Source organism: Rhizobium sp. WYCCWR 11146 (assembly GCF_013591995.1).
Classification (GTDB): domain Bacteria; phylum Pseudomonadota; class Alphaproteobacteria; order Rhizobiales; family Rhizobiaceae; genus Rhizobium; species Rhizobium indicum.
In genome coordinates this window covers 168,770-189,818 of the sequence record NZ_JACCEY010000001.1, presented here as the reverse complement: position 1 = coordinate 189,818, position 21,049 = coordinate 168,770, and the positions used below count along the sequence as shown (strand labels likewise).

20 protein-coding genes are annotated in these 21,049 nt (G+C 61.2%); 12 read left to right on the top strand and 8 right to left on the bottom strand.

Translation table 11 applies throughout. The annotated features are described in order from the left end of the window. Window positions 1-322: 322 nt before the first annotated feature. On the bottom strand, window positions 323-880 hold the full coding sequence (locus tag HX899_RS00830) for an RNA polymerase sigma factor (protein ID WP_003542247.1): 558 nt from the start codon (window positions 878-880) through the stop codon (window positions 323-325). Between the two features lie 9 nt (window positions 881-889). Next, window positions 890-1,096 (bottom strand): NepR family anti-sigma factor, encoded by a 207-nt coding sequence (locus HX899_RS00825; protein WP_003542250.1) that lies wholly within the window; start codon window positions 1,094-1,096, stop codon window positions 890-892. A gap of 257 nt (window positions 1,097-1,353) precedes the next feature. On the opposite strand from HX899_RS00825, the gene HX899_RS00820 reads away from it, so the two are divergent. The 4 genes from HX899_RS00820 (at window position 1,354) to preA (ending at window position 6,436) form a co-directional block, all read left to right on the top strand. Beyond that, window positions 1,354-2,148: a response regulator gene (locus HX899_RS00820; protein WP_003542253.1), complete on the top strand. Its 795-nt coding sequence runs from the start codon at window positions 1,354-1,356 to the stop codon at window positions 2,146-2,148. Window positions 2,149-2,341: 193 nt separating this feature from the next. Further along, window positions 2,342-3,337 carry a sensor histidine kinase gene (locus tag HX899_RS00815; protein WP_181291444.1) on the top strand — a complete coding sequence of 332 codons (996 nt, stop codon included), beginning with the start codon at window positions 2,342-2,344 and terminating at the stop codon, window positions 3,335-3,337. Between the two features lie 408 nt (window positions 3,338-3,745). Continuing rightward, a complete protein-coding gene (locus tag HX899_RS00810) occupies window positions 3,746-5,107 on the top strand; it encodes an NAD(P)-dependent oxidoreductase (protein ID WP_138330232.1) in 1,362 nt (453 codons plus the stop codon). Window positions 5,108-5,122: 15 nt separating this feature from the next. Then, window positions 5,123-6,436 (top strand): NAD-dependent dihydropyrimidine dehydrogenase subunit PreA, encoded by a 1,314-nt coding sequence (gene preA, locus HX899_RS00805; protein WP_181291441.1) that lies wholly within the window; start codon window positions 5,123-5,125, stop codon window positions 6,434-6,436. 106 nt (window positions 6,437-6,542) lie between these two features. On the opposite strand, the gene prfH is transcribed toward preA, so the two are convergent. The 3 genes from prfH to ftrA all read right to left on the bottom strand — a co-directional run bounded on the left by prfH (window position 6,543) and on the right by ftrA (window position 9,569). Further along, complete coding sequence (gene prfH, locus HX899_RS00800) at window positions 6,543-7,157, bottom strand: peptide chain release factor H (RefSeq protein ID WP_094087574.1); 615 nt, start codon at window positions 7,155-7,157, stop codon at window positions 6,543-6,545. Further along, window positions 7,144-8,334, bottom strand: a complete 1,191-nt coding sequence (locus HX899_RS00795; protein ID WP_246697043.1) for an RNA ligase RtcB family protein — start codon at window positions 8,332-8,334, stop codon at window positions 7,144-7,146. Before HX899_RS00795 ends, prfH begins: the two co-directional genes overlap by 14 nt. A 233-nt stretch (window positions 8,335-8,567) precedes the next feature. Further along, the gene (gene ftrA, locus HX899_RS00790; protein WP_181291439.1) at window positions 8,568-9,569 is read right to left on the bottom strand and encodes a transcriptional regulator FtrA; all 1,002 of its coding nucleotides are present in this window, start codon (window positions 9,567-9,569) and stop codon (window positions 8,568-8,570) included. A 69-nt stretch (window positions 9,570-9,638) separates the two neighbouring features. Here ftrA and HX899_RS00785 point away from each other — a divergent pair, with 69 nt between their 5' ends. Beyond that, complete coding sequence (locus tag HX899_RS00785; RefSeq protein ID WP_181291438.1) at window positions 9,639-10,049, top strand: rhodanese-like domain-containing protein; 411 nt, start codon at window positions 9,639-9,641, stop codon at window positions 10,047-10,049. 56 nt (window positions 10,050-10,105) lie between these two features. Here the strand turns inward: HX899_RS00785 and HX899_RS00780 are convergent, their stop codons facing one another. Beyond that, on the bottom strand, window positions 10,106-11,128 hold the full coding sequence (locus HX899_RS00780; protein WP_181291437.1) for an NAD(P)-dependent alcohol dehydrogenase: 1,023 nt from the start codon (window positions 11,126-11,128) through the stop codon (window positions 10,106-10,108). A gap of 102 nt (window positions 11,129-11,230) precedes the next feature. On the opposite strand from HX899_RS00780, the gene HX899_RS00775 reads away from it, so the two are divergent. From HX899_RS00775 to HX899_RS00765, 3 genes are all read left to right on the top strand, one after another. Next, window positions 11,231-12,130: a LysR family transcriptional regulator gene (locus HX899_RS00775; protein ID WP_181291436.1), complete on the top strand. Its 900-nt coding sequence runs from the start codon at window positions 11,231-11,233 to the stop codon at window positions 12,128-12,130. A 141-nt stretch (window positions 12,131-12,271) separates the two neighbouring features. After that, window positions 12,272-12,808 carry a biliverdin-producing heme oxygenase gene (locus tag HX899_RS00770; RefSeq protein WP_181291443.1) on the top strand — a complete coding sequence of 179 codons (537 nt, stop codon included), beginning with the start codon at window positions 12,272-12,274 and terminating at the stop codon, window positions 12,806-12,808. Continuing rightward, the gene (locus HX899_RS00765; RefSeq protein WP_181291435.1) at window positions 12,805-15,372 is read left to right on the top strand and encodes an HWE histidine kinase domain-containing protein; all 2,568 of its coding nucleotides are present in this window, start codon (window positions 12,805-12,807) and stop codon (window positions 15,370-15,372) included. Before HX899_RS00770 ends, HX899_RS00765 begins: the two co-directional genes overlap by 4 nt. A 4-nt stretch (window positions 15,373-15,376) precedes the next feature. On the opposite strand, the gene HX899_RS00760 is transcribed toward HX899_RS00765, so the two are convergent. Beyond that, window positions 15,377-16,027 (bottom strand): TetR family transcriptional regulator C-terminal domain-containing protein, encoded by a 651-nt coding sequence (locus HX899_RS00760; protein ID WP_029872411.1) that lies wholly within the window; start codon window positions 16,025-16,027, stop codon window positions 15,377-15,379. A gap of 301 nt (window positions 16,028-16,328) precedes the next feature. Between HX899_RS00760 and HX899_RS00755 the strand changes: the two genes are divergently transcribed. The 3 genes from HX899_RS00755 to hydA are packed head-to-tail and all read left to right on the top strand — an operon-like array spanning window position 16,329 to window position 19,502. Further along, window positions 16,329-17,585, top strand: a complete 1,257-nt coding sequence (locus HX899_RS00755) for a Zn-dependent hydrolase (protein WP_181291434.1) — start codon at window positions 16,329-16,331, stop codon at window positions 17,583-17,585. Further along, window positions 17,582-18,040 carry a hypothetical protein gene (locus tag HX899_RS00750; RefSeq protein WP_181291433.1) on the top strand — a complete coding sequence of 153 codons (459 nt, stop codon included), beginning with the start codon at window positions 17,582-17,584 and terminating at the stop codon, window positions 18,038-18,040. The genes HX899_RS00755 and HX899_RS00750 overlap by 4 nt, the downstream gene beginning before the upstream one ends. Window positions 18,041-18,044: 4 nt before the next feature. Continuing rightward, window positions 18,045-19,502 carry a dihydropyrimidinase gene (gene hydA / locus HX899_RS00745; RefSeq protein WP_181291432.1) on the top strand — a complete coding sequence of 486 codons (1,458 nt, stop codon included), beginning with the start codon at window positions 18,045-18,047 and terminating at the stop codon, window positions 19,500-19,502. Window positions 19,503-19,560: 58 nt separating this feature from the next. Here the strand turns inward: hydA and HX899_RS00740 are convergent, their stop codons facing one another. Continuing rightward, a complete protein-coding gene (locus HX899_RS00740; protein WP_003542280.1) occupies window positions 19,561-19,974 on the bottom strand; it encodes a cupin domain-containing protein in 414 nt (137 codons plus the stop codon). Window positions 19,975-20,068: 94 nt separating this feature from the next. On the opposite strand from HX899_RS00740, the gene HX899_RS00735 reads away from it, so the two are divergent. After that, window positions 20,069-20,845: an ABC transporter ATP-binding protein gene (locus HX899_RS00735; RefSeq protein WP_181291431.1), complete on the top strand. Its 777-nt coding sequence runs from the start codon at window positions 20,069-20,071 to the stop codon at window positions 20,843-20,845. Window positions 20,846-21,049 lie beyond the last annotated feature (204 nt).

Below are 21,049 nucleotides of genomic sequence, written 5' to 3'. Positions count from 1 at the left end.
CGAACCCCGGGATGGCCATCCCGGGGTTCGATCCCAGCTTCCCAAACATTAAAGCATGGATTTGAGAGACAATTCCTGTGCTTGTCACAGGAATCCAGCCACGGCGCGTCCGCGCCGTGAATAAACCAATACCAAGTGGAAAGAGTCTTTCGCGCCCAAGGACTTGGGCGCACTGGATTCCTGTGACAAGCACAGGAATGAGGGTGGAGAGGTAGTGCTTCGAATGGCCGTCCATCCCGTGGAACGCGTCCTTCACACACCGCCAAACACAAAAAAGCCGGCGCCCGAAGGCGGCCGGCTTTCCTCCCAAATACAACTCCTGTCAGAACGCGAAAGCCTTCGATGTCAGCGGCGCCGAGGTGGCGTCGGGGCCGAAATCAGCCTCGCCTGATATCTGCAGCAACTCCTGCAGCCGCTGACGGGCCCGGTTGACGCGGCTTTTGATGGTACCCACGGCGCAGCCGCAGATTTCGGCCGCCTCCTCGTAGGAAAAACCCGAGGCGCCGACGAGGATGATCGCCTCGCGTTGATCCGGCGGCAGCTGGTCGAGCGCCTTCTTGAAGTCCTGCAGATCGAGCGCACCATATTGCGAGGGGTGCATCGCCATCGATTCGGTAAACAGCCCGTCGCTGTCCTGCACTTCGCGGCCGCTCTTGCGCATCTGGCTGTAGAGTTCGTTGCGCAGGATCGTAAAGAGCCAGGCCTTCATATTGGTGCCCATCTCGAAATGATCCTGCTTGGCCCAGGCTTTCATGATGGTGTCCTGGACGAGATCGTCGGCACGGTCGTGCCGCCCGATGAGCGAGATCGCGAAGGCGCGAAGGCTTGGGAGTGCCGCCAGCAGTTCCCGCTTGAAGCTGGGTTGCGATTTGTCTTCCATGCGGCGATCCTATTCGGCCATCTTGGCAGAAGCCATCATTTCAGCATGGTCGAGCTTTTCGAGAAGGTCGAGAAAACGATCGGGAATCGCCTCATCCTGAGCGGCCGAATAGAGCGACCGCAGCCTGACGCCGATCTGGTTGTTCGGGTCCAGGATGTCGCTTGCCCGCAGCTCCAGCTTTCGCTGATCGGCTGCTTCTTTCTTGCGTGTAGTCATCAATTCGTCTTCTCGCCGGTTGTCTGTTCGAGGAGCGTGGATGGGATCAAAAACGATTTCAACCATCGACATCGAACGTTCCATTGTCGATGTCGCTGGCATTTGCCGTTGCATGGGTCAAAACGCTACGCCCTTTCTTCGTCGGCTGGAATAATGCGGCGCAACGAAAAAAGTTCCTGCCGTTCCGGAACTTTTTTATCAAGTCGGCGTTAACCGCTCATTGAAGCCAATGCCGGCCTGTATGCAGGAGCCCATTAATGACACTTTCTACTCGGATTGCGCCGCACCTTCCTTATCTGCGCCGCTATTCCCGCGCCCTTACCGGCACACAGACTTCGGGCGACGCTTACGTCGCCGCCGTTCTCGAAGCCATCATCGCCGATCTGTCGATTTTTCCGGATACGGCGAATGACCGGGTCGCACTCTACAAACTGTTCACGCAACTGTTTGGTTCCACCGCCGTCCAGATTCCAGAGCCGACCTCGCCCTATGCCTGGGAGCAGCGCGCCACGCTGAACCTTTCCAAGGTTTCGCCGCGCGCCCGTCAGGCCTTCCTGCTCGCATCCGTGGAGAATTTCCGCGTCGCCGAAATCGCCGAAATTCTGGAAACCGAAGAACAGGATGTCATGCATCTGCTCGACGTCGCGTCGCAGGAGATTTCCCGTCAGGTCGCAACCGATATCATGATCATCGAGGACGAACCGCTGATCGCCATGGATATCGAGCAGATGGTCGAGAGCCTCGGCCATCGCGTCACCGGCATTGCCCGTACGCATGCCGAGGCCGTGGCGCTTTACAATAAGACCAAGCCGAGCATGGTGCTGGCCGACATCCAGCTTGCCGACGGCAGCTCCGGTATCGACGCAGTCAACGACATCCTCAAGACGTCGAGCGTACCGGTGATCTTCATCACCGCTTTCCCGGAACGGCTTCTGACCGGCGAGCGCCCGGAACCGACTTTCCTTGTCACCAAGCCCTTCAATCCCGACATGGTCAAGGCACTGATCAGTCAGGCTCTTTTCTTCAATGAATCCACCAGAGTAGCCGCCTGAGACGCAATTTTCCGGCCTTCGGAACCAAATCGCCAAAGCAGGCGTTCCGGTGCTACCGGGACGCTCCGGTGGCTTTAACGGTTTTTTGCAGCGCTTTGTTCTAAAGTTGGCAGGCGGTGTCTGGAAGGGCGCTCCCTTCAGCGACGTTCAAGATGTCACAAGGAAAGGCGGCCGAGTGAATACGACTGAACCATTGTCCGGCATGCCTTTCACCTTTGAAGGCAAAGCCGCAATGATGGAACGCGCGCTCGGCAGCGCCGGGATTTCGATCCTCTGCCAGGACGCCCGACTGTCGATCTTCTACGCCGAAAATCTGCCGCCGCATTTCGCGTCGCTCTTTATGCCCGGCGGCAGCGACGCCGCCCTTTTTGGCGACGCCCATGGGCAATATCTGACTGCGCTGAAACACAAGGTGCTGGAAACCGGCATCCCTAACAATGCCGAGGTCGAGATCGACGTTGACGGCGAAACGCGCACTTATGAACTGAAGATCCAGCGCACCGGCGAACGCGGCGCATATGGACTTCTTTCCGTCATGGCTGAAGTCACCGAAAGCCGGCATCGCGAAAAAGTTCTGAAGTCGTTGCTGCGCGAACTCTCACACCGCTCGAAGAACCTTCTCGCCATCATCCAGGGCATTGCCACGCAGACGGCGCGCAACACGCTCTCTCTCGACAGCTTCCTCCTTAAGTTCCGCGGACGGCTGCAATCGCTGTCCAATTCGCAGGACCTGATCACGGATTCGAGCTGGCGCGGCGCCTACCTCTTCGAACTCGCCGAAAAGCAGTTTGCCCCCTATTGGCCGGAAACGGCCGGCTCCATGCCGATCTACGGGATCAACGCTCACCTGACACCGAATGCCGCCGTACATCTCGGGCTCGCCCTCCACGAACTCATCGTCAACTCCGCCTCCTTTGGCGCGATATCAGGCGGCGCCGCCTCCATCACGCTGAATTGCCGCGAAGCCATGCTCAACGACAGGAAGGCGATCGAAATCGCCTGGGCGGAAGTGCTGCATGATCAGTCGGAAATCCACGAATTCAGCGACAACAGCTTCGGACGTACCGTGCTGGAGCGTGTCGTGCCCTCGTCGGTCAATGGCAAAGCGGAGTTGAACCTCATTCCCGGTCGCATCGAATATCGTTTGACCATTCCGGAAAGCGAATTCGAGATCTTCAAGCGCGTGTGAAAAGCCGGGAGGCAGCCGAAAACAGAAAAACAGCCGGTGCGAGGGCGGCGCACCAGCTGTCTTCACTCACCGGGAGGGGACCGTGAGTACGTCCGGATAGTGGGTTGGGGGCGCGCATGTTGGGTCGATGCGATCACCATCCGGATATCGCAATAACGACGACATCAAACTTTGGTTCCCTGCCGCCAACAAAAAATTCGACTTTTTTGAATCTTTTTTCGGATGCCTTTCTCGTGTCGAACACCCAGTCATTTCACCCATCACCGTCGGGTAAATTCTCCTAACGAAAACAGTGCATTACTTGGGAGGCCACAAGAGAAAATCGTAAAAATTTTACCGTTTGATAAATTTTTAAACCTGAGTTACGCTTTCCCTCACAGGCCGTTTACCAATAATGAGGGAACTTCAATGGAACGACTGGAAACCGGGATTCATGCCGGCCGGCTTTCGCCCGCCGAGTATGAGGCTAATTTTTCCGATCTTCATCCGCGCCTCGACAATCACGAGGCGCTGGTCGCCGCTGACCGCTGTTATTTCTGTTATGACGCGCCATGCATGACGGCCTGTCCCACCTCGATCGACATTCCGCTGTTCATCCGCCAGATTTCGACCGGCAATCCGATCGGCTCGGCAAAGACGATCTTCGACCAGAACATCCTTGGCGGCATGTGCGCCCGCGTCTGTCCCACCGAAGAACTCTGCGAACAGGCCTGTGTGCGCAACACGGCTGAAGAGCGGCCCGTCGAGATCGGCCGCCTGCAGCGTTATGCGACCGATGCCGCCATGCATGCCGGGCGGCAGTTCTATGCCAGGGCTGAACCGAGCGGAAAGACCATCGCCGTTGTCGGCGCAGGCCCGGCCGGCCTTGCTGCCGCCCATCGTTTGGCCGTGAACGGCCATTCCGTCGTCATCTATGATGCCAGGGAAAAATCCGGCGGCCTCAACGAATACGGTATCGCCACCTACAAGACGGTCGACGACTTCGCCCAGAAGGAAGTCGATTACGTCCTCTCGATCGGCGGCATCGAGGTTCGGCATGGGCAGCGTCTCGGCCTCGATTTTTCGCTTTCCGATCTGCAGGCGCAATATGACGGCGTCTTCCTCGGTATCGGTCTTGCCGGCGTCAACGCGCTGCGCATCGAGGGCGAAAACCTTGCGGGCGTCGACGATGCCGTCGATTTCATCGCGGCCCTTCGCCAGGCCGAAGACAAAAGCGAAATCGCCATTGGCCGCCGCGTGGTCGTCCTTGGCGGCGGCATGACGGCGATCGACGCTGCCGTGCAGGCAAAGCTGCTCGGCGCCGAGGAGGTGACGATCTGTTACCGTCGTGGCAAGGAACAGATGAACGCCTCCGAATTCGAGCAGGATCTGGCAAGCTCCAAGGGCGTCATCATCCGGCACTGGCTGGCGCCGAAATCGATCCTGTCGCAGGACGGCAAAGTCGCCGCTATCGAGGTGGAATATACGACGCTTCTCGAAGGCCGCCTCGTCGGCACCGGCGAAACCGGTGTCATTGCCGCCGACCAGATCTTCAAGGCGATCGGTCAGAGCTTTGACGCCTCTGGTCTCGGTTCGCTGCGCATGGAATCCGGCCGCATCGCCGTCGATGGCGAAGGCCATACCTCGCTCGACGGCGTCTGGGCCGGCGGCGACTGCGTCTTCGGCGGCGACGATCTCACGGTTTCGGCCGTCGCCCACGGGCGCGACGCAGCTGAATCCATCCATCGTGGCCTCACCGCAGCAGCCGCTCCGGCTGTCGCGGTTGCTTGAAGGGGAGAATGAACAATGGCTGATCTCCGTAATAATTTCGTCGGCATCAAATCCCCGAACCCGTTCTGGCTGGCGTCTGCGCCGCCGACCGACAAGGCCTACAACGTCGAGCGCGCCTTCAAGGCCGGCTGGGGCGGCGTGGTCTGGAAGACGCTGGGCGAGGAAGGCCCGCCCGTCGTCAACGTCAACGGCCCGCGCTACGGCGCGATCTGGGGCGCCGACCGCCGCCTGCTCGGCTTGAACAATATCGAGCTCATCACCGACCGCGACCTCTATACCAACCTGCGGGAAATGAAGCAGGTGAAGATGAACTGGCCGGACCGGGCGCTGATCGCCTCGATCATGGTGCCCTGCGAGGAAGAGGCCTGGAAGGCGATCCTGCCGCTGGTCGAAGAAACGGGCGCCGACGGCATCGAGCTCAATTTCGGCTGTCCGCACGGCATGTCGGAGCGCGGCATGGGCTCGGCCGTCGGTCAGGTGCCGGAATATATCGAGATGGTCGTGCGCTGGTGCAAGCAGTACACCCGCATGCCCGTCATCACCAAGCTGACGCCCAACATTAGCGATATCCGCCGCCCCGCCCGCGCCGCCAAGGCCGGCGGCACCGATGCCGTCTCGCTGATCAACACGATCAATTCGATCGTCTCCGTCGATCTCGACAACTTCGCCCCCAACCCGACGGTCGGCGGCAAGGGCAGCCATGGCGGTTATTGCGGCCCGGCGGTAAAGCCGATCGCGCTCAACATGGTGGCCGAGATCGCCCGCGATCCGGAAACCTACGGCCTGCCGATCTCCGGCATCGGCGGCATCACCACCTGGCGCGACGCGGCCGAATTCCTCGTCCTCGGCGCGGGCAACGTCCAGGTCTGCACGGCGGCGATGACCTACGGTTTCAAGATCGTCCAGGAGATGATCACTGGCCTCTCCGACTGGATGGACGAAAAGGGCCACCGCAACCTCGACGACATTACCGGCCGTGCCGTCCCCAACGTCACCGACTGGCAATATCTGAACCTCAACTACATCGCCAAGGCGAAGATCGACCAGGACGCCTGCATCAAATGCGGCCGCTGCTACATCGCCTGCGAGGATACCTCGCACCAGGCGATCACCAACTTCGTCGACGGCGCTCGCCATTTCGAGGTGATGGACGAGGAATGCGTCGGCTGCAATCTCTGCGTCAGCGTCTGCCCGGTCGAGAACTGCATCACCATGGAGCAGCTTCCCGCCGGCACCCTCGACAAACGCACTGGCCGCGTCGTCGACCCGAACTATGCCAACTGGACCACACACCCGAACAACCCGATGGCGCGCCAGGCGGCGGAGTAAGGATCTGCGACGCCGCGGAGATCTGCGGCGGGTCATGACCAGTGAAATCGGCGCCCTTCATGAAAGGGCGCCGTTGTTGTTTGTGGTCAGGCCACGCTATTCCCGATTACAGCTTGAAAGTTTTGACCTCGTTGCCGCGCTCGATGGTCCGGTTGGCGATGAAGCGCCCGGATTTGGCCGCCTCCTGCTTTTCCGCCTCGATATGGCGCAGCATCGCCTCAAGACGCCGGAGCGCCAGGGCTTTGTTGCGGTGCTGGGAACGCTCGTCGCGCGCCGTCGCGACGAGACCGGTCGGCCGATGCAGGACACGAACCGCACTGTCGGTCGTATTCTGATGCTGCCCGCCCGGTCCGCCGGCCCTCAGCGTCTCGAAACGCAGGTCGGCTGGATCGATCGTCACCTCGCCACCTTCCGGTTTGGTATCGATACGCTGAACCGAGACGTACCAGTTCTGCCGTTTGTGACCCGGACGCACCTGGCTCCTGAAGGTGAAGCGGATCGTGCCGCAATAGTCACTGGCAATCTGCTCAGCCTCGAAACCTTTGAGGCTGACGATCGCTGACTTCGCACCGTGCTGATCCGGCATCGGGCCAAGGCTGGTCTCGAAAGAGCAGCAGAGCCGAACGGCCTCCCGTTCGAGGATGCCGAGAAGCGCCGACAGCGCCATGCGGCATTCCACCGGGCCGTTGCCTGCGGTAATGAGAAGATCAATAGCGCTCATGGCCACGTCCTCCTTCCCTGCGATATTGGGGTTTTCGCCGGCGCTGCTCAACCTCCGCTTCATCAACCGCCTTCTTGAAGGTGACAAGCGGCCGAAAGCTGGCAAGCCTCACGACCAGGCTCTCGTTTTCCAGATCGGTCACCACCTGCCCGGCATCCTTGTATGCGGATGCCGCCTCCTCGACGACAAGGGAGCGATCGTCGCAGATGGCGATACCGCCCCAGGAATTGCGCAAGAGCTGTTCTCGTTCGGAGCGATTGCGGCCGACACGCCCGTGCATGGTGGCGCGGTCATATTTGCGACCGGCCCCGTGAGAGATGCCACCCAGCGAACGGGCAACGCCAGCGGTCGGACGAACCACATAACTGAGGCTCGCTCGAGATCCCGCAATCGGCGCGAGTTCGCCGGCTACGACCGCTGCCGCACCCTTGTAGTGTACAAAACCACGATCGGACGGGCGAACGAGATTGTGCGGCACGTCGGCGATGAGACGCAGATCGGCATGAAGCGCTGCGGCCGCCCGTTCTGCGATCAGCCGTCGGTTCAACGATGCCCAGGCAACGCACTGGTCATGGCGCATAAGCCAGGCGGCGCCGGCCTCCGAACCGGGATCAAGACCGACTGCGAGCCCCGAATGAGCGGCCACCATCTCCGAGAATATGGTGGCGCCAAGAGAGCGCGAACCGGAATGAACCAGCAGATAGAGCCCCTGATCATCGAGACCGTCGGCAGACCCACCTTCGGCGAGATTCTCCACAGCCTGCAACTCGCAGAAATGATTGCCGCCGCCGATCGTGCCGAGAGCACCGGGTGTCAGATCAGTGGGCAGACCTGCCTCCGTGAGAAATTCCGCGGCATCTCCGATCGCCTGCGTTTCAAACCGGCGAAGCCGTTCCGCCGCCCTGTCGATCTTCAGTTTGCGCAGCGGAAGATCCAAGCCGAAGAGCGACATGCCGCAGCCGATATCGTTGCCGATCAGCAGCGGGTGCAGCCGAGAGGACAACAGTGCCACGCCGGTCGCACCATATTTGCCCGGGTGCAAATCTGGAAAGGCGGCGATCCCCAAAACGCCCGGCAGGCGGGACATTTCGTCAAGTTGATCTAAAGCGGCGCCTTCGATCCAGGCGCTACCGGAAAAGAAACGATTGATGAGTGCCGGATGTGCCGACGACGTCATCGGGGAGCTTCCGCTCCCAATGGAATTGCCCATGATAATGAACTCTGGATATGAGTGGTCTTTCATCGCCAAAAACGGCGATGTTCAACCGGCATTCATCGACCCGTTGGCCGAGTTAAGCCGAAACCCTCTCGGGGCGTGCTGAGATATTCGTCATCGTGGCGCTCCCTTTCCAGAAACATCGAGAGCGCCCCTTTAGGTGAAATGGCAAAGAAATGCAAGCATGGGATGCTCTAATCACCGAATGACTTCCGATAGGCACTCGGGCTCGTTCCGAGGCGCCTGCGGAAATGATGCCGCATCGTCGCCAATGTTCCAAAGCCGCTGGCGGCGGCGATATCGTCGAGCGAAGCCGCAAGTTCCTTTTCCAGCAGATCGCGGGCATGCCGCAGCCGCTCCTTCAGCAGCCATTCGCCGACGCTGAGGCCCGTCGTCGCTTCGAAGCGCCGCTGGAAGGTGCGCATGCTCATGCCCGCTCTTTTCGCAAGCAGGCTGATCGGCTGCTCCTCGGAAAGGCTTTCGCGCATCCATTCGATCAGCGGCCCCAAGCGGATGCCCTCGCGTTCCACGGGAACCGGCGCGTGAATGAACTGCGCCTGTCCGCCTTCGCGGTGCGGCGGCACGACGAGGCGTCTTGCCACGCTGTTTGCAGCTTCCGAACCGAAATCGCCGCGCACCACATGCAGGCAGAGATCGATGCCGGCAGCACTGCCCGCCGCCGTCAGCAGGCTGCCTTCGTCCATGTAGAGAACGTCGGCATCGAGCGTGATGTCGGGATAACGTGCGGCGATCGAGGCGACATAGCGCCAATGTGTCGTCGCCCTGCGGTTGGCAAGCAGCCCCGATCCGGCAAGAGCCGCAACGCCGGAGCAGAGCGACATGATGCGCGCGCCGCGCTGATGCGCTGCCCTGAGCGCTACGGCGAGCGGTGCCGGCACCGGCGCATCGATCGCCCGCCAGCCGGGCACGACGATCAGGTCCGCTTCGTCAAGCACTTCCAGTCCCTTGTCGACCGCGACCGTCAGCCCTCCCGCAGCGCGAAGCGGACCCGGTTCGACGCCGCAGACCGAGAAGCGATACCAGCCTTCGCCCATTTCCGGCCGCGGCAGGCCGAAGACCTCGTAGGCGATACCGAATTCGAAGGTACAGAGCCCGTCATAGGCAAGTGCGGCGACCAGCGGTCCTTTGGTCTGCTGCGGCGATGAATTTGGCATGATCTTTACGCTGTCGGTCATGATGGCCAATTTCGCAAAGCTTTAGCATCGGCGATACCAGGCGGCAACTTTAGAGAAAAGGAAAGACCGATGCCAAGCGCCGTTTCCCAAATACCTGCTGCAGCTCCGGATGCCGCTGTCGCTCACTTTGCCGCCAAGCTTGCCTTCGAAACCGATTGCTCCGACGTGCATGCCGCCTTTGCGGCCGGCAAAGTCGATTTCGTTCTCCTCGATGTGCGCTCGCCGCAGCTCTTCGCAGAATCCCACGTTCCCGGAGCCATCAACCTGCCGCACGGCAAGATGACGGCGCATCGCATGTCGACATGGGCAAGCGATACGCTGTTCGTCGTCTATTGCGCTGGCCCGCACTGCAACGGCGCCGACAAGGCTGCCTTCCGCCTCGCCAGTCTCGGCCTCCAGGCCAAGCTGATGATCGGCGGCATGACCGGCTGGGCCGATGAAGGCTTCACCTTCGAACAGGGTGTTTCCACCGCCGTCTGAGACAGGGCCGCGCGTTTTTTAGAGGCGCGGCCCTGTAACGCTTTGAATCGCGATCATCAGAACTCGACGACCACCTTGCCGAAAGGCCCGCGATAGAGATGATCGAGCGCCTCAGGAAGTTCGTCGAAGGCATAACGCTTGTCGATCACAGGCTTCAGCCCGGTCTGGTCGATTGCCTGCACCAGATCTTCCAGCGCACGGCGATGGCCGACGGAAATGCCCTGCACAACAGGCGCCTTGAGCAGCAGCGGGCCGGCCGGGCCGGAAACCTCGAACCCCTCGAACACGCCGATAACGGAAATGCGACCACTGATCGCCACCGCCTTCAGCGCCTGGCCGAGATGCGGGCCGCCGACGATCTCAAGCACGTGATCGGCGCCATAGCCGCCGGTCAACTGATAGAGTTGCTCAACCCAGTCACCCTCATGGCGGTTGATCGCATGATCGGCGCCGAGAGCAACGGCGCGTTCGAGCTTCTCGGCGCTGCCTGATGTGATGAAGACCTCCGCACCATGCGCCTTGGCGATCTGCAGACCGAAGAGCGCCACACCGCCGGTGCCTTGCACCAGCACCTTGTCGCCGGCTTTCAGGCCGCCGCGTTCGATCAGTGCGAACCAGGCAGTCAGCCCGGCGCAGGGCAAGGTGCTCGCCTGCGCCGCATCGAGCGTATCAGGCGCGCGTGAATACCATTCCTCGGACAGCACGGTGTATTGGGAGAGGACACCGGGATAGAAGCCGCCGCGCGTCTTGTAAGGTGGGGTGCGCGCATCGCCCAAGCCGCGTCCGTCGATCCAGTCGGGCGAAAAGGTCGAGATGACTCGATCTCCCGGCTTGAAACGGCTGACATCGGGTCCGACTGACTCGACGACCCCTGCCATGTCGGAAGCCGGTACGAAAGGAAATTGCAGCGGCAACCCCATGCCGCTCTCCATCACCAACCGATCGCGGAAATTGAGCGAGACGGCTTCCGTCCGCACCAGAACCCTGTTTCCCGAAACCGGTTCGAGCCTCCGCTCGCCGATCGTCAGCTGGCGCTCCGGACCTACCGCGTCGATCTGCCATTGCCGTGTTGTCTGCATTGTATTGCTCCTTGTCCATTGCAGGGAGCGCAAAACATATCGTTGAATATTTCGCACCAGTTGCGATATTAATTCTCCAGAATGGTTCCAAAGAGGAAACAAATGGAGCAACTGAAAGGTATCTCGATCTTTGTCGAAGCTGTCGAGGCAGGTGGCTTTTCGGCTGCCGCCGAGCGGCTCCATCTCACGCGTTCGGCGGTCGGCAAGACCATCGCACGTCTGGAACAGCGTCTCGGCGTGCGCCTCTTCAACCGTACGACACGCATGCAGAGCCTCACCGAGGAAGGCCGCTTCTTCTACGAGCGCTGCCTGCGGGCGGTCGAGGAAATTCGCCTCGGGGAAGCCATGCTGGAATCCGGCCGGCGTGACGTGCGCGGCCGGCTGCGCATCTCGATGCCGGTGCTTTTCGGCCGCCACTGCGTCGCGCCGATCCTGGCACGCCTGCTCGATGAACATCCGGACCTCGAACTCGACCTTTCCTTCAACGACCGTGTCGTCGACCTGCTGGAGGACGGGTTCGATCTTGTCATCCGCAACGGACCGCTGAAGGACAATCCGGATCTGATGGCCCGGGCGATAGCCCGCCAGCGCATGACAGTCTGCGCATCGCCCGCCTATCTGGAAAAACATGGTGCGCCGCAGACGGTGTTCGATATCCCGCAGCATGAAGGCATCGTCTACAGGCGGGGCGATGATGACAAGGGTTGGATCTTTCCGACTGCAGCCGATCCCGGGCGGCGGATGCCGCCAAAGGCGCGACTGCGGCTCGACGACCTCGCTTCGATTTCCGATGCGGCCGTCGCCGGGCGCGGTCTTGCCTGGCTGCCCTGCTGGCTGGTCCGCAAAGAGGTGCTGGCAGGCCGGCTCATTCAGGTGCTGAAGCAGGAACCGGCCAATGTCTTCGACGCCCATGCCGTTTGGCTGCGCTCTCCGGTCATGCTGCCGAAGGTGCGGCTCGCGATCGATACGCTCGCCGCCGGACTGCCGGCAATGATGGGCTGAAGCGCTCGCCGCGCGTCTGCGAGCGACGAGAAACCTATGTTATTCCTAGGCGTTTCTCTGGAAATAACCCGATGCCGCAGTATATCCGCTAGTTCGTCGTCTGTTTTGGGCGGCCGCCATATCACTCGGAAAAACGTCAGCATGTCACTTCGCAGCGCCCTCCGCGCACAAACTGCAGATTGCCACGCCGCGGTCGACACCCTCTTCGGCAGTTTTAACCTCTCACGCATCCAGGATTATAAGGCTTTCTTGCGCGCGCATGCGCGGGTCGTACCATCAGTCGAATATGCGCTAGAGAATGGAGGAATCGGCCGTTTGCTGCCGGATTGGCCGGACCGAAGGCGCGCGCATCTATTGGCTGCCGACATCCGGGAACTCGATGATCGATTGCCGGTATTGCTTCCGCAACCGGCATTGCTCAGCGAAGCAGCGATCTGGGGTGCCGCCTATGTCCTCGAAGGCTCCAAACTCGGCGGCCTGCTGCTCGCCAAGGCCGTGCCCGACCACTTGCCCAACAGCTATCTGAGCCTGCAAGGCCTGAAGGGCGCCATGCGGCTCTTCATGGATCGTCTTGACGCGACCATGGTGGAGGATCCCGATGCGGCTGTCGCCGCAGCCCGCGATGTTTTCGATCTCTTCCTCAAAGCCGGGCAAGCCGAACTGGAAGCCGTCCCATGAACGGCACGCACGAACCCGTCGATCTTACCAATTGCGACCGTGAGCCGATCCACCAGCTCGGCTCGGTTCAGCCCTTCGGCTTTCTGTTGGCGGTGTCCTCAGACTGGATTGTCATGCGCGCCTCCGCAAACCTAGCGGAGTTTCTCGGAGTGACAGAGACCAACGCGATCGGCCGTCCCGTTCTCTCTGTGATTACACCCGAAGCACTCCACACAATCCGCAACAAGCTTACCACGCTGCGTGGTTCCGACGTCGTCGAGCGCATTTTCGGCATTGCCCTGACGTCCGATCAAAACAGGTTCGACCTTGCCGTGCACCTGAACGGCGGTGAGGTCATCATCGAAGGCGAGCGCTGCCAGGAAGACAGGCACGACGCCGCCTCGCTCTCAATGCGCAGCATGATGTCGCGCCTCGACCACACGGAAACATTGGAAGCCTTCTTCCGTGAAGGTGCAAGACAAGCGCGGGCGCTCACCGGTTTCGATCGGGTCATGGTCTATCGTTTCGACGAAGGCGGTTCCGGCGAAGTCGTGGCGGAAGCCGCCCGGGCCGGCATCGGCTCGTTCCTCGGGCTGCACTATCCGGCTTCCGACATTCCGGTACAGGCGCGCGCGCTTTATCTGCGCAACCTGTTCCGCATCATTGCCGATGTCGACGCCGTCCTGGTCCCGATCCTGCCGCAGCTCGACGAGCACGGCCGGCCGCTCGACCTCTCCATGTCGGTATTGCGTTCGGTCTCGCCGATCCACATCGAATATCTGAAAAACATGGGCGTTGGCGCTTCGCTCTCCATTTCGATCGTCGTAGACGGCAAGCTCTGGGGCCTGTTTGCCTGCCATCACTACGGCCCGCGTCTGCCTTCGGCCCAAAGCCGCTCCACTGCCGAACTCTTCGGCCAGATGTTTGCGTCGCGCCTTGAAAGCCGCGAACGGCGACTGGCTCTCGACTACGAGACAAAGGCGCGCCGCATTGCCGACCGGCTTCTCACCTCCGTCGCAGACAATGCGAGCCTGCTCGACGATCCGGCCTGGCTGATCGACGCGCTCGCCGACGCCATTCCTGCCGACGGGATCGGCGTCTGGATCAACGGCCGCCTGGCACTTGCCGGCATCGGGCCGGATGAGAGAAGTTTCGCAGCCCTCGTCCGCCACCTCAACCGTAACGCAGCCGGCCGCATCTATGCCGTCGACAGGCTCGCGGAAGCCTATCCGGACCTTGAGGTCGACGATGCGGTAGCAGGCATGCTCGCCATCCCGATCTCGCGTTCGCCGCGCGATTATGTCGTGCTTTTCCGTCAGGAATTGGTGCGCACCGTCCGCTGGGGCGGCGACCCGCACAAGCCGGTAGAGTACGGCCCGAACGGCCCGCGGCTGACGCCGCGCAAGAGTTTCGAGGCCTGGTCGGAACTGGTGCGCGGCCGCTCGCTGCCCTTCACGGAAGCCGAGCGCCGTGTCGCCGAAACGATCCGTGTCACATTGATCGAAGTGGTATTGCGTCTCACCGACGAGGTCAGCATGGCCCGCCAGACGGCCAACGAGCGCCAGGAACTGCTGATCGCCGAGCTGAACCACCGCGTCCGCAACATATTGAGCCTGATCACCGGCATTATCCGGCAGTCACAGGCAACGTCGGTCGGCTTTGGCGACTACATCCGCCAGCTCGAGGGCCGCATTCAGTCGCTCGCCCGCGCCCATGACCAGATCACCCGCGATCACTGGGCGCCCGCTTCGCTCCGGCAATTGCTGCTGGCAGAGACAGCCGCCTATCTCGGGAAAAATGCGCAACGCATCCAGATGAGCGGCGAGGACGTGCTGCTGGAACCGCAGGCCTTTTCCACCGCCGCCCTTGTTTTCCATGAGCTGATGACCAACAGCGCCAAATATGGCAGCCTTTCCGGCACCGGCAGTGGCACCGTTCAACTCGGCTGGCATCGCGACGACGAGGGCAATCTGCGCATTGGCTGGCGCGAAAAGGATGGTCCACCCGTCGTCGAACCCAAACGCCATGGCTTCGGTTCGACGATCATCCGCCGCTCTATCCCGTATGACCTCGGCGGCAAAGCCGAGGTCCGCTACGTCAAGGATGGGCTCGAGGCCGATTTCTGCATTCCGGCGCGACATGTCGTCGGCCCTACGAGCGAACGGTCGAATCCGCCTCCGGTCGGAGCGACCGAACGCAAGACGATTGCCGACGATCAACCGCTCTCCGGCCTCAACGTGCTGCTGGTGGAAAACAATCTGATCATCGCCATGGATGGGGAGGACATCCTGCGCCGCCTGGGCGCCGACGTGGCCACGGCACCAAGTGTCACTGAGGCGATGGAAATTCTGGCGGGCCAGTCCTTCGATCTGGCGCTTCTCGATGTCAATCTTGGCGATGAGACGAGTTTCGGAATTGCCGACCGGCTGGCAGCCGACGGCGTGCCCTTCGTTTTTGCCACAGGCTATGGGGAGGGCATCGCCCAGGCGAACAGCCACTCGGACGCGCCCGTGCTACAGAAGCCTTATACGATGGAAGGCATGACGGATATTCTTGCCCGTGTGCCGCTTCCAAGAAGAGAGTAAACCCTCACGCCTCAAGGGGATCCGGTCGCAGGCCGCCGATGAAGAGCTGTTCCAGAAACCGCGCCGCATCCTCGAAGCGCCCTTCGCCCGAATGTTCCTGCCCCAGCACGGCACGCACCTGGACGTCGAAGTCCGCGTAATGTTGCGTCGTCGACCAGATGGAGAAGATCAGGTGATAGGGATCGCATTTGACGATCTTGCCTGATTTCGCCCAGGCGCGGATGACCTCCGCCTTCTCGTCGACCAGTTCCTTCAGCGGTCCCTTCAGCTCGTCCTCGATATGCGGCGCGCCCTGCAGCACCTCGTTGGCGAAAAGCCGGCTCTCGCGCGGAAAATCGCGGGCCATCTCCAGCTTGCGGCGGATGTAGCTGCGGATTTCCGCCTCCGGATTGCCTTCGGCGTTAAAGGCCCGCAGCGGCTCCAGCCAAGTGTAGAGCACCCGGTCGATCAGCGCCCGGTGCATCGCTTCCTTGGTGCGGAAATAATAGAGCAGGTTGGGTTTCGACATGCCGGCCACTTCGGCAATCTGGTCGATGGTCGAGCCGCGAAAGCCGCTTGCCGAAAATACATCGAGCGCCGCTTCCAGGATCTGCTCTTCCTTCTCTTCCTGGATTCGCGTCCGCCTCAGGGTTTTCGCTGCTCTCGGTATGGTCACAGGCTGTTATTTCCCCTTGAAATTCAACTTCTTCGCTCAAGTTTTTCTGGAAGCGATCCCCCGCCGCCTTCTTGAGCAACTGCCCGTATTTTTATCGGCAATTTTCGTGATTTTCGTCTTGAGCCCGGCGGTGGAAGTTGTAATGTTTACCAATCGGTCAAATTATCCGTCAGATGCAAAACAAAGGCAACTGGCGATTTTCCGGCGCTCGACAAAACCAATAAGGGGCGCAGGGAAGGACCACGGGAACAGGCGGGCATGCCCTTTGCATGACTGCCGCAAACAGGTGAGGGCATACAAAATGGTGGCAGCACCAGGCGAGAACATGCGCGTCAATGGCGACCGTCTCTGGGACAGTCTCATGGAGATGGCGCAGATCGGCCCCGGCATAGCAGGCGGCAACAATCGCCAGACGCTGACGGATGCCGATGCGCAGGGCCGCAGCCTTTTCAAAAAATGGTGTGACGATGCCGGTTTGACCATGAGTGTCGACCGGATGGGCACGATGTTCGCCACCCGCCCCGGCACCGATCCCGATGCTCTGCCCGTCTATGTCGGCTCGCATCTCGACACTCAGCCGACCGGCGGCAAATATGACGGTGTGCTCGGCGTGCTTGCGGCTCTCGAAGTCGTGCGCACCATGAACGATCTCGGCATCAAGACCAAACATCCGATCGTCGTGACCAACTGGACCAACGAGGAAGGCGCGCGTTTTGCCCCCGCCATGCTGGCGTCAGGCGTCTTCGCCGGCGTGCACAGCCTGGACTTCGCCTATAATCGCAGGGACCCCGAGGGCAATCTGTTCGGCGACGAACTGAAACGTATCGGCTGGGTCGGCGACGAAGAAGTCGGCGCCCGCAAGATGCACGCCTATTTCGAATATCACATCGAGCAGGGACCGATCCTCGAAGCCGAGGAAAAGCAGATCGGCGTCGTCACCCATTGCCAGGGCCTCTGGTGGCTGGAATTCACGCTGACCGGCAAGGAAGCCCATACCGGCTCGACGCCGATGAACCTGCGCGTCAATGCCGGCCTCGCCATGGCCCGCATCCTGGAGATGGTCCAGGGCGTGGCGATGAGCGAACAGCCGGGCGCCGTCGGCGGCGTCGGCCAGGTGTTCTTCTCGCCAAACTCCCGCAACGTGCTGCCGGGCAAGGTTGTCTTCACCGTCGACATCCGCTCGCCCGACAAGGAGAAGCTCGACCGCATGCGGGCAAAGATCGAGGCGAAAGCGCCTGAGATCACCGATGCACTCGGCGTCGGCTGTTCCATCGAGGCGATCGGCCACTTCGAGCCGATCACCTTCGATCCGAAACTGGTCACGTCGGTGCGCGACGCTGCCGAGCGGCTCGGCTACAGCCACATGAACATCATCTCCGGCGCCGGCCACGACGCCTGCTGGGCCGCCAAGGTCGCACCTGCAACGATGGTCATGTGCCCCTGTGTCGGCGGGCTCTCGCACAACGAGGCTGAGGAAATCTCCAAGGAATGGGCGGCCGCGGGCGCCGATGTGCTGTTCCATGCGGTGGTCGAGACGGCGGAGATTGTCACCGAATGAACCTTCGGCCGCCGTATCTCGCTTATGCAGTCTTCGCTTGGGCTGCGTTAGTGGGTGTATCTGACGTCTTTGGCGCAACGAGCAACGATGCGGATGCAAGACAGCTTAGAAATGTGAAAGAAAATCAGGAAGTTCACATTGCGCCAGCTGACTTTTGTACACGCAACCAAACATTGGAGCTGATGATAGCCAATCCGGTGGTGCCAAACTCAAGATCATTGACACCAGCCACAATTACGCGTGAAGGCGACTCCGTTACAGTTATTCTTCAGGACAACAGCGAGGTATGGCACACGAGGGACGCCGTTCAGAAATTGAACATGTTCATCATCGAAAGCCTAAACCGGGATTGTCTCACGTTACAAACGTGGAAAGTCAAAGGTATAACTCTGAGAGGCCTTCACATTATTAAGCGTCCTGATGGTCAACCAGATTTCGACTTTAGGAAGGACTAGGATTATGAATACCACAGTCATCAAGAACGGCACCATCGTCACCGCCGACCTGACCTATAAGGCTGACGTGAAAACCGACGGCGGCAAGATCATCGAGATTGGTCCGAACCTCTCGGGCGACGAGACGCTGGATGCGACCGGCTGTTATGTCATGCCGGGCGGCATCGATCCGCACACCCATCTCGAAATGCCTTTCATGGGCACCTATTCTTCCGACGATTTCGAGAGCGGCACACGCGCCGCCCTTTCCGGCGGCACGACGATGGTGGTCGATTTCGCCCTGCCCGCCCCTGGCCAGTCGCTGCTCGAGGCGCTGACCATGTGGGACAACAAATCGACCCGCGCCAATTGCGATTATTCCTTCCACATGGCGGTCACCTGGTGGAGCGAGCAGGTCTTCAAGGAGATGGAGACCATCGTCCGTGACAAGGGCATCAACACCTTCAAGCACTTCATGGCCTATAAAGGCGCGCTGATGGTCGACGATGACGAAATGTTCGCCTCCTTCCAGCGCTGCGCCGACCTCGGCGCCCTGCCGCTGGTGCACGCCGAAAACGGCGACGTCGTCGCCTCGATGTCGGCAAAGCTGTTGGCCGAGGGCAATAACGGCCCCGAGGCGCACGCCTATTCCCGCCCGGCCGAGGTGGAGGGCGAGGCCACCAATCGCGCCATCATGATCGCCGACATGGCCGGCTGCCCGGTCTATATCGTCCACACCTCCTGCGAACAGGCGCACGAAGCGATCCGCCGCGCCCGTGCCAAGGGCATGCGCGTCTATGGCGAACCGCTGATCCAGCACCTGACGCTCGACGAAAGCGAATATTCCAATCCCGACTGGGATCATGCCGCCCGCCGGGTGATGTCGCCGCCCTTCCGCAACAAGCAGCATCAGGACTCACTCTGGGCGGGCCTTGCCTCCGGCTCGCTGCAGGTCGTCGCCACTGACCATTGCGCCTTCACCACGGCGCAGAAGCGTTTTGGTATCAGTGATTTCACCAAGATCCCGAACGGCACCGGCGGCCTCGAAGACCGTATGCCGATGCTCTGGACCCATGGCGTCAATACCGGGCGGCTGACGATGAACGAATTCGTCGCCGTCACCTCGACCAACATCGCCAAGATCCTCAACATCTATCCGAAGAAGGGCGCGATCCTTGTCGGCGCTGATGCCGACATCGTCGTCTGGGACCCGCAACGTTCCAAGACCATCTCGTCCAGGGCCCAGCAGTCGGCGATCGACTACAACGTCTTCGAAGGCAAGGAAGTGATCGGCCTGCCCCGCTACACGCTGACACGCGGCGTCGTGGCAATCGAGGAAGGCGCGATCAAGACCCGCGAGGGCCACGGCGAATTCGTCAGGCGCGAGCCGGTCACGGCTGTCAGCAAGGCGCTTTCCCAGTGGAAGGATATCACCGCGCCGCGCAAGGTGACGCGGAGCGGCATTCCGGCAAGCGGCGTATGACGATGGCGCATGACGATACGGCCATCAACCGGAGACCGCTGCCTCTATGCCAATGACCTCACGCCGGCACCAAAGCGTCCAACTCCGGCAGAAGCACGACGCTTTCCTGCTCGTTCGGATCGGTGCGGGCGATGATCGCCGTGCACGGCGTGCTGCTGAGGTTTGCCGGCAAGTGCGGCACGCCGGCCGGGATATAGAAAAGTTCGCCGGCATGGACGATGACGTGATGCTCGAGCCGATCTCCGTACCATGTGTGGGCCTCGCCGGAGAGCATGTAGATCGCCGTCTCGTGCGCCTCGTGCAGATGCGCCTTGGCGCGTACGCCCGGCGGGATCGTCAGGAGGTGCATGCAGATGCCCTTGGCGCCGACCGTCTCGGCCGCGACCCCTTGGAAATAGCTGAGCCCCTGCTTGCCGTCATAGGCATGATTGGGGCGAACGATGTGGCAGGTGGGCTTTGATGTCACGTCCATCCTCATCCTCCATGGAGTGTGTCGTCGATAAAACCGGCGGTAATGATAGCACGCAAACCGCGTTCCCGCGGCGAAAACAAGACTGGTCGCATTGATGCAAGCACCCTCCGTCGTATCCGCCAAGGATCTCTGTCTCACCTACCAGGCGAATGACGGCCCGGTGAGTGCACTGAGCAATGTCAATCTCGATGTCCGCAAGGGCGATTTCGTCTCTTTCATCGGCCCGTCGGGCTGCGGCAAGACCACTTTCCTGCGTGTCATCGCCGATCTCGAGAAGAGCACCTCAGGCGAGATCTCGATCAATGGCATGACACCGGAAGAGGCTCGCAAGGCCCGCGCCTACGGCTATGTCTTCCAGGCGCCGGCGCTCTATCCCTGGCGCACCATCGAAAACAACATCGCCCTGCCCTTGGAGATCATGGGCTATTCCGGCGCCGAGCGGACGCGGCGCATCGCCGAAGCGCTCGATCTCGTCAGTCTTTCGGGCTTCGAGAAGAAATTCCCCTGGCAGCTTTCCGGCGGCATGCAGCAGCGCGCCTCGATCGCCCGTGCGCTCGCCTTCGACGCCGACCTGCTGCTGATGGATGAGCCCTTCGGCGCCCTGGACGAGATCGTCCGCGACCATCTGAACGAAGAGCTGCTGAAACTCTGGACCCGCACCAACAAGACGATCTGCTTCGTCACCCATTCCATCCCCGAGGCAGTCTACCTCTCGACCAAGATCGTGGTGATGTCTCCCCGCCCGGGCCGCGTGACCGATGTGATCGACTCGACCCTGCCGGCCGAACGCCCGCTCGACATCCGCGAAACCCCCGAGTTCCTGGAAATCGCCCATCGCGTCCGCGACGGGCTGAGGACGGGGCACGCATGAGGAGCGGGAGCGTGCACCCTGGGAGCACCCCCCTCTGCCCTGCCGGGCATCTCTCCCACAAGGGGGGAGATCGATATGCCGCGCCGGCTTCCCCAAACAAGCATCGCCGTTCCGTTCGCTATAGAGCCAACTGGGAGCGAGGCGCTATCCTCCTGCCGATCTCCCCCCTTGTGGGGGAGATGCCCGGCAGGGCAGAGGGGGGTT

Coding starts and splice junctions, on each gene's coding strand:
- ftrA (WP_181291439.1), bottom strand. CDS start 9,569: ATGACCGACAGCGTAAAGATCATGCCAAATTCATCGCCGCAGCAGACC.
- HX899_RS00740 (WP_003542280.1), bottom strand. CDS start 19,974: ATGGACGTGACATCAAAGCCCACCTGCCACATCGTTCGCCCCAATCAT.
- HX899_RS00770 (WP_181291443.1), top strand. CDS start 12,272: ATGTCACTTCGCAGCGCCCTCCGCGCACAAACTGCAGATTGCCACGCC.
- HX899_RS00775 (WP_181291436.1), top strand. CDS start 11,231: ATGGAGCAACTGAAAGGTATCTCGATCTTTGTCGAAGCTGTCGAGGCA.
- HX899_RS00820 (WP_003542253.1), top strand. CDS start 1,354: ATGACACTTTCTACTCGGATTGCGCCGCACCTTCCTTATCTGCGCCGC.
- HX899_RS00795 (WP_246697043.1), bottom strand. CDS start 8,334: ATGACGTCGTCGGCACATCCGGCACTCATCAATCGTTTCTTTTCCGGT.
- HX899_RS00750 (WP_181291433.1), top strand. CDS start 17,582: ATGAACCTTCGGCCGCCGTATCTCGCTTATGCAGTCTTCGCTTGGGCT.
- HX899_RS00785 (WP_181291438.1), top strand. CDS start 9,639: ATGCCAAGCGCCGTTTCCCAAATACCTGCTGCAGCTCCGGATGCCGCT.
- HX899_RS00780 (WP_181291437.1), bottom strand. CDS start 11,128: ATGCAGACAACACGGCAATGGCAGATCGACGCGGTAGGTCCGGAGCGC.
- HX899_RS00830 (WP_003542247.1), bottom strand. CDS start 880: ATGGAAGACAAATCGCAACCCAGCTTCAAGCGGGAACTGCTGGCGGCA.
- HX899_RS00755 (WP_181291434.1), top strand. CDS start 16,329: ATGGTGGCAGCACCAGGCGAGAACATGCGCGTCAATGGCGACCGTCTC.
- prfH (WP_094087574.1), bottom strand. CDS start 7,157: ATGAGCGCTATTGATCTTCTCATTACCGCAGGCAACGGCCCGGTGGAA.
- HX899_RS00765 (WP_181291435.1), top strand. CDS start 12,805: ATGAACGGCACGCACGAACCCGTCGATCTTACCAATTGCGACCGTGAG.
- HX899_RS00735 (WP_181291431.1), top strand. CDS start 20,069: ATGCAAGCACCCTCCGTCGTATCCGCCAAGGATCTCTGTCTCACCTAC.
- hydA (WP_181291432.1), top strand. CDS start 18,045: ATGAATACCACAGTCATCAAGAACGGCACCATCGTCACCGCCGACCTG.
- HX899_RS00825 (WP_003542250.1), bottom strand. CDS start 1,096: ATGACTACACGCAAGAAAGAAGCAGCCGATCAGCGAAAGCTGGAGCTG.
- preA (WP_181291441.1), top strand. CDS start 5,123: ATGGCTGATCTCCGTAATAATTTCGTCGGCATCAAATCCCCGAACCCG.
- HX899_RS00810 (WP_138330232.1), top strand. CDS start 3,746: ATGGAACGACTGGAAACCGGGATTCATGCCGGCCGGCTTTCGCCCGCC.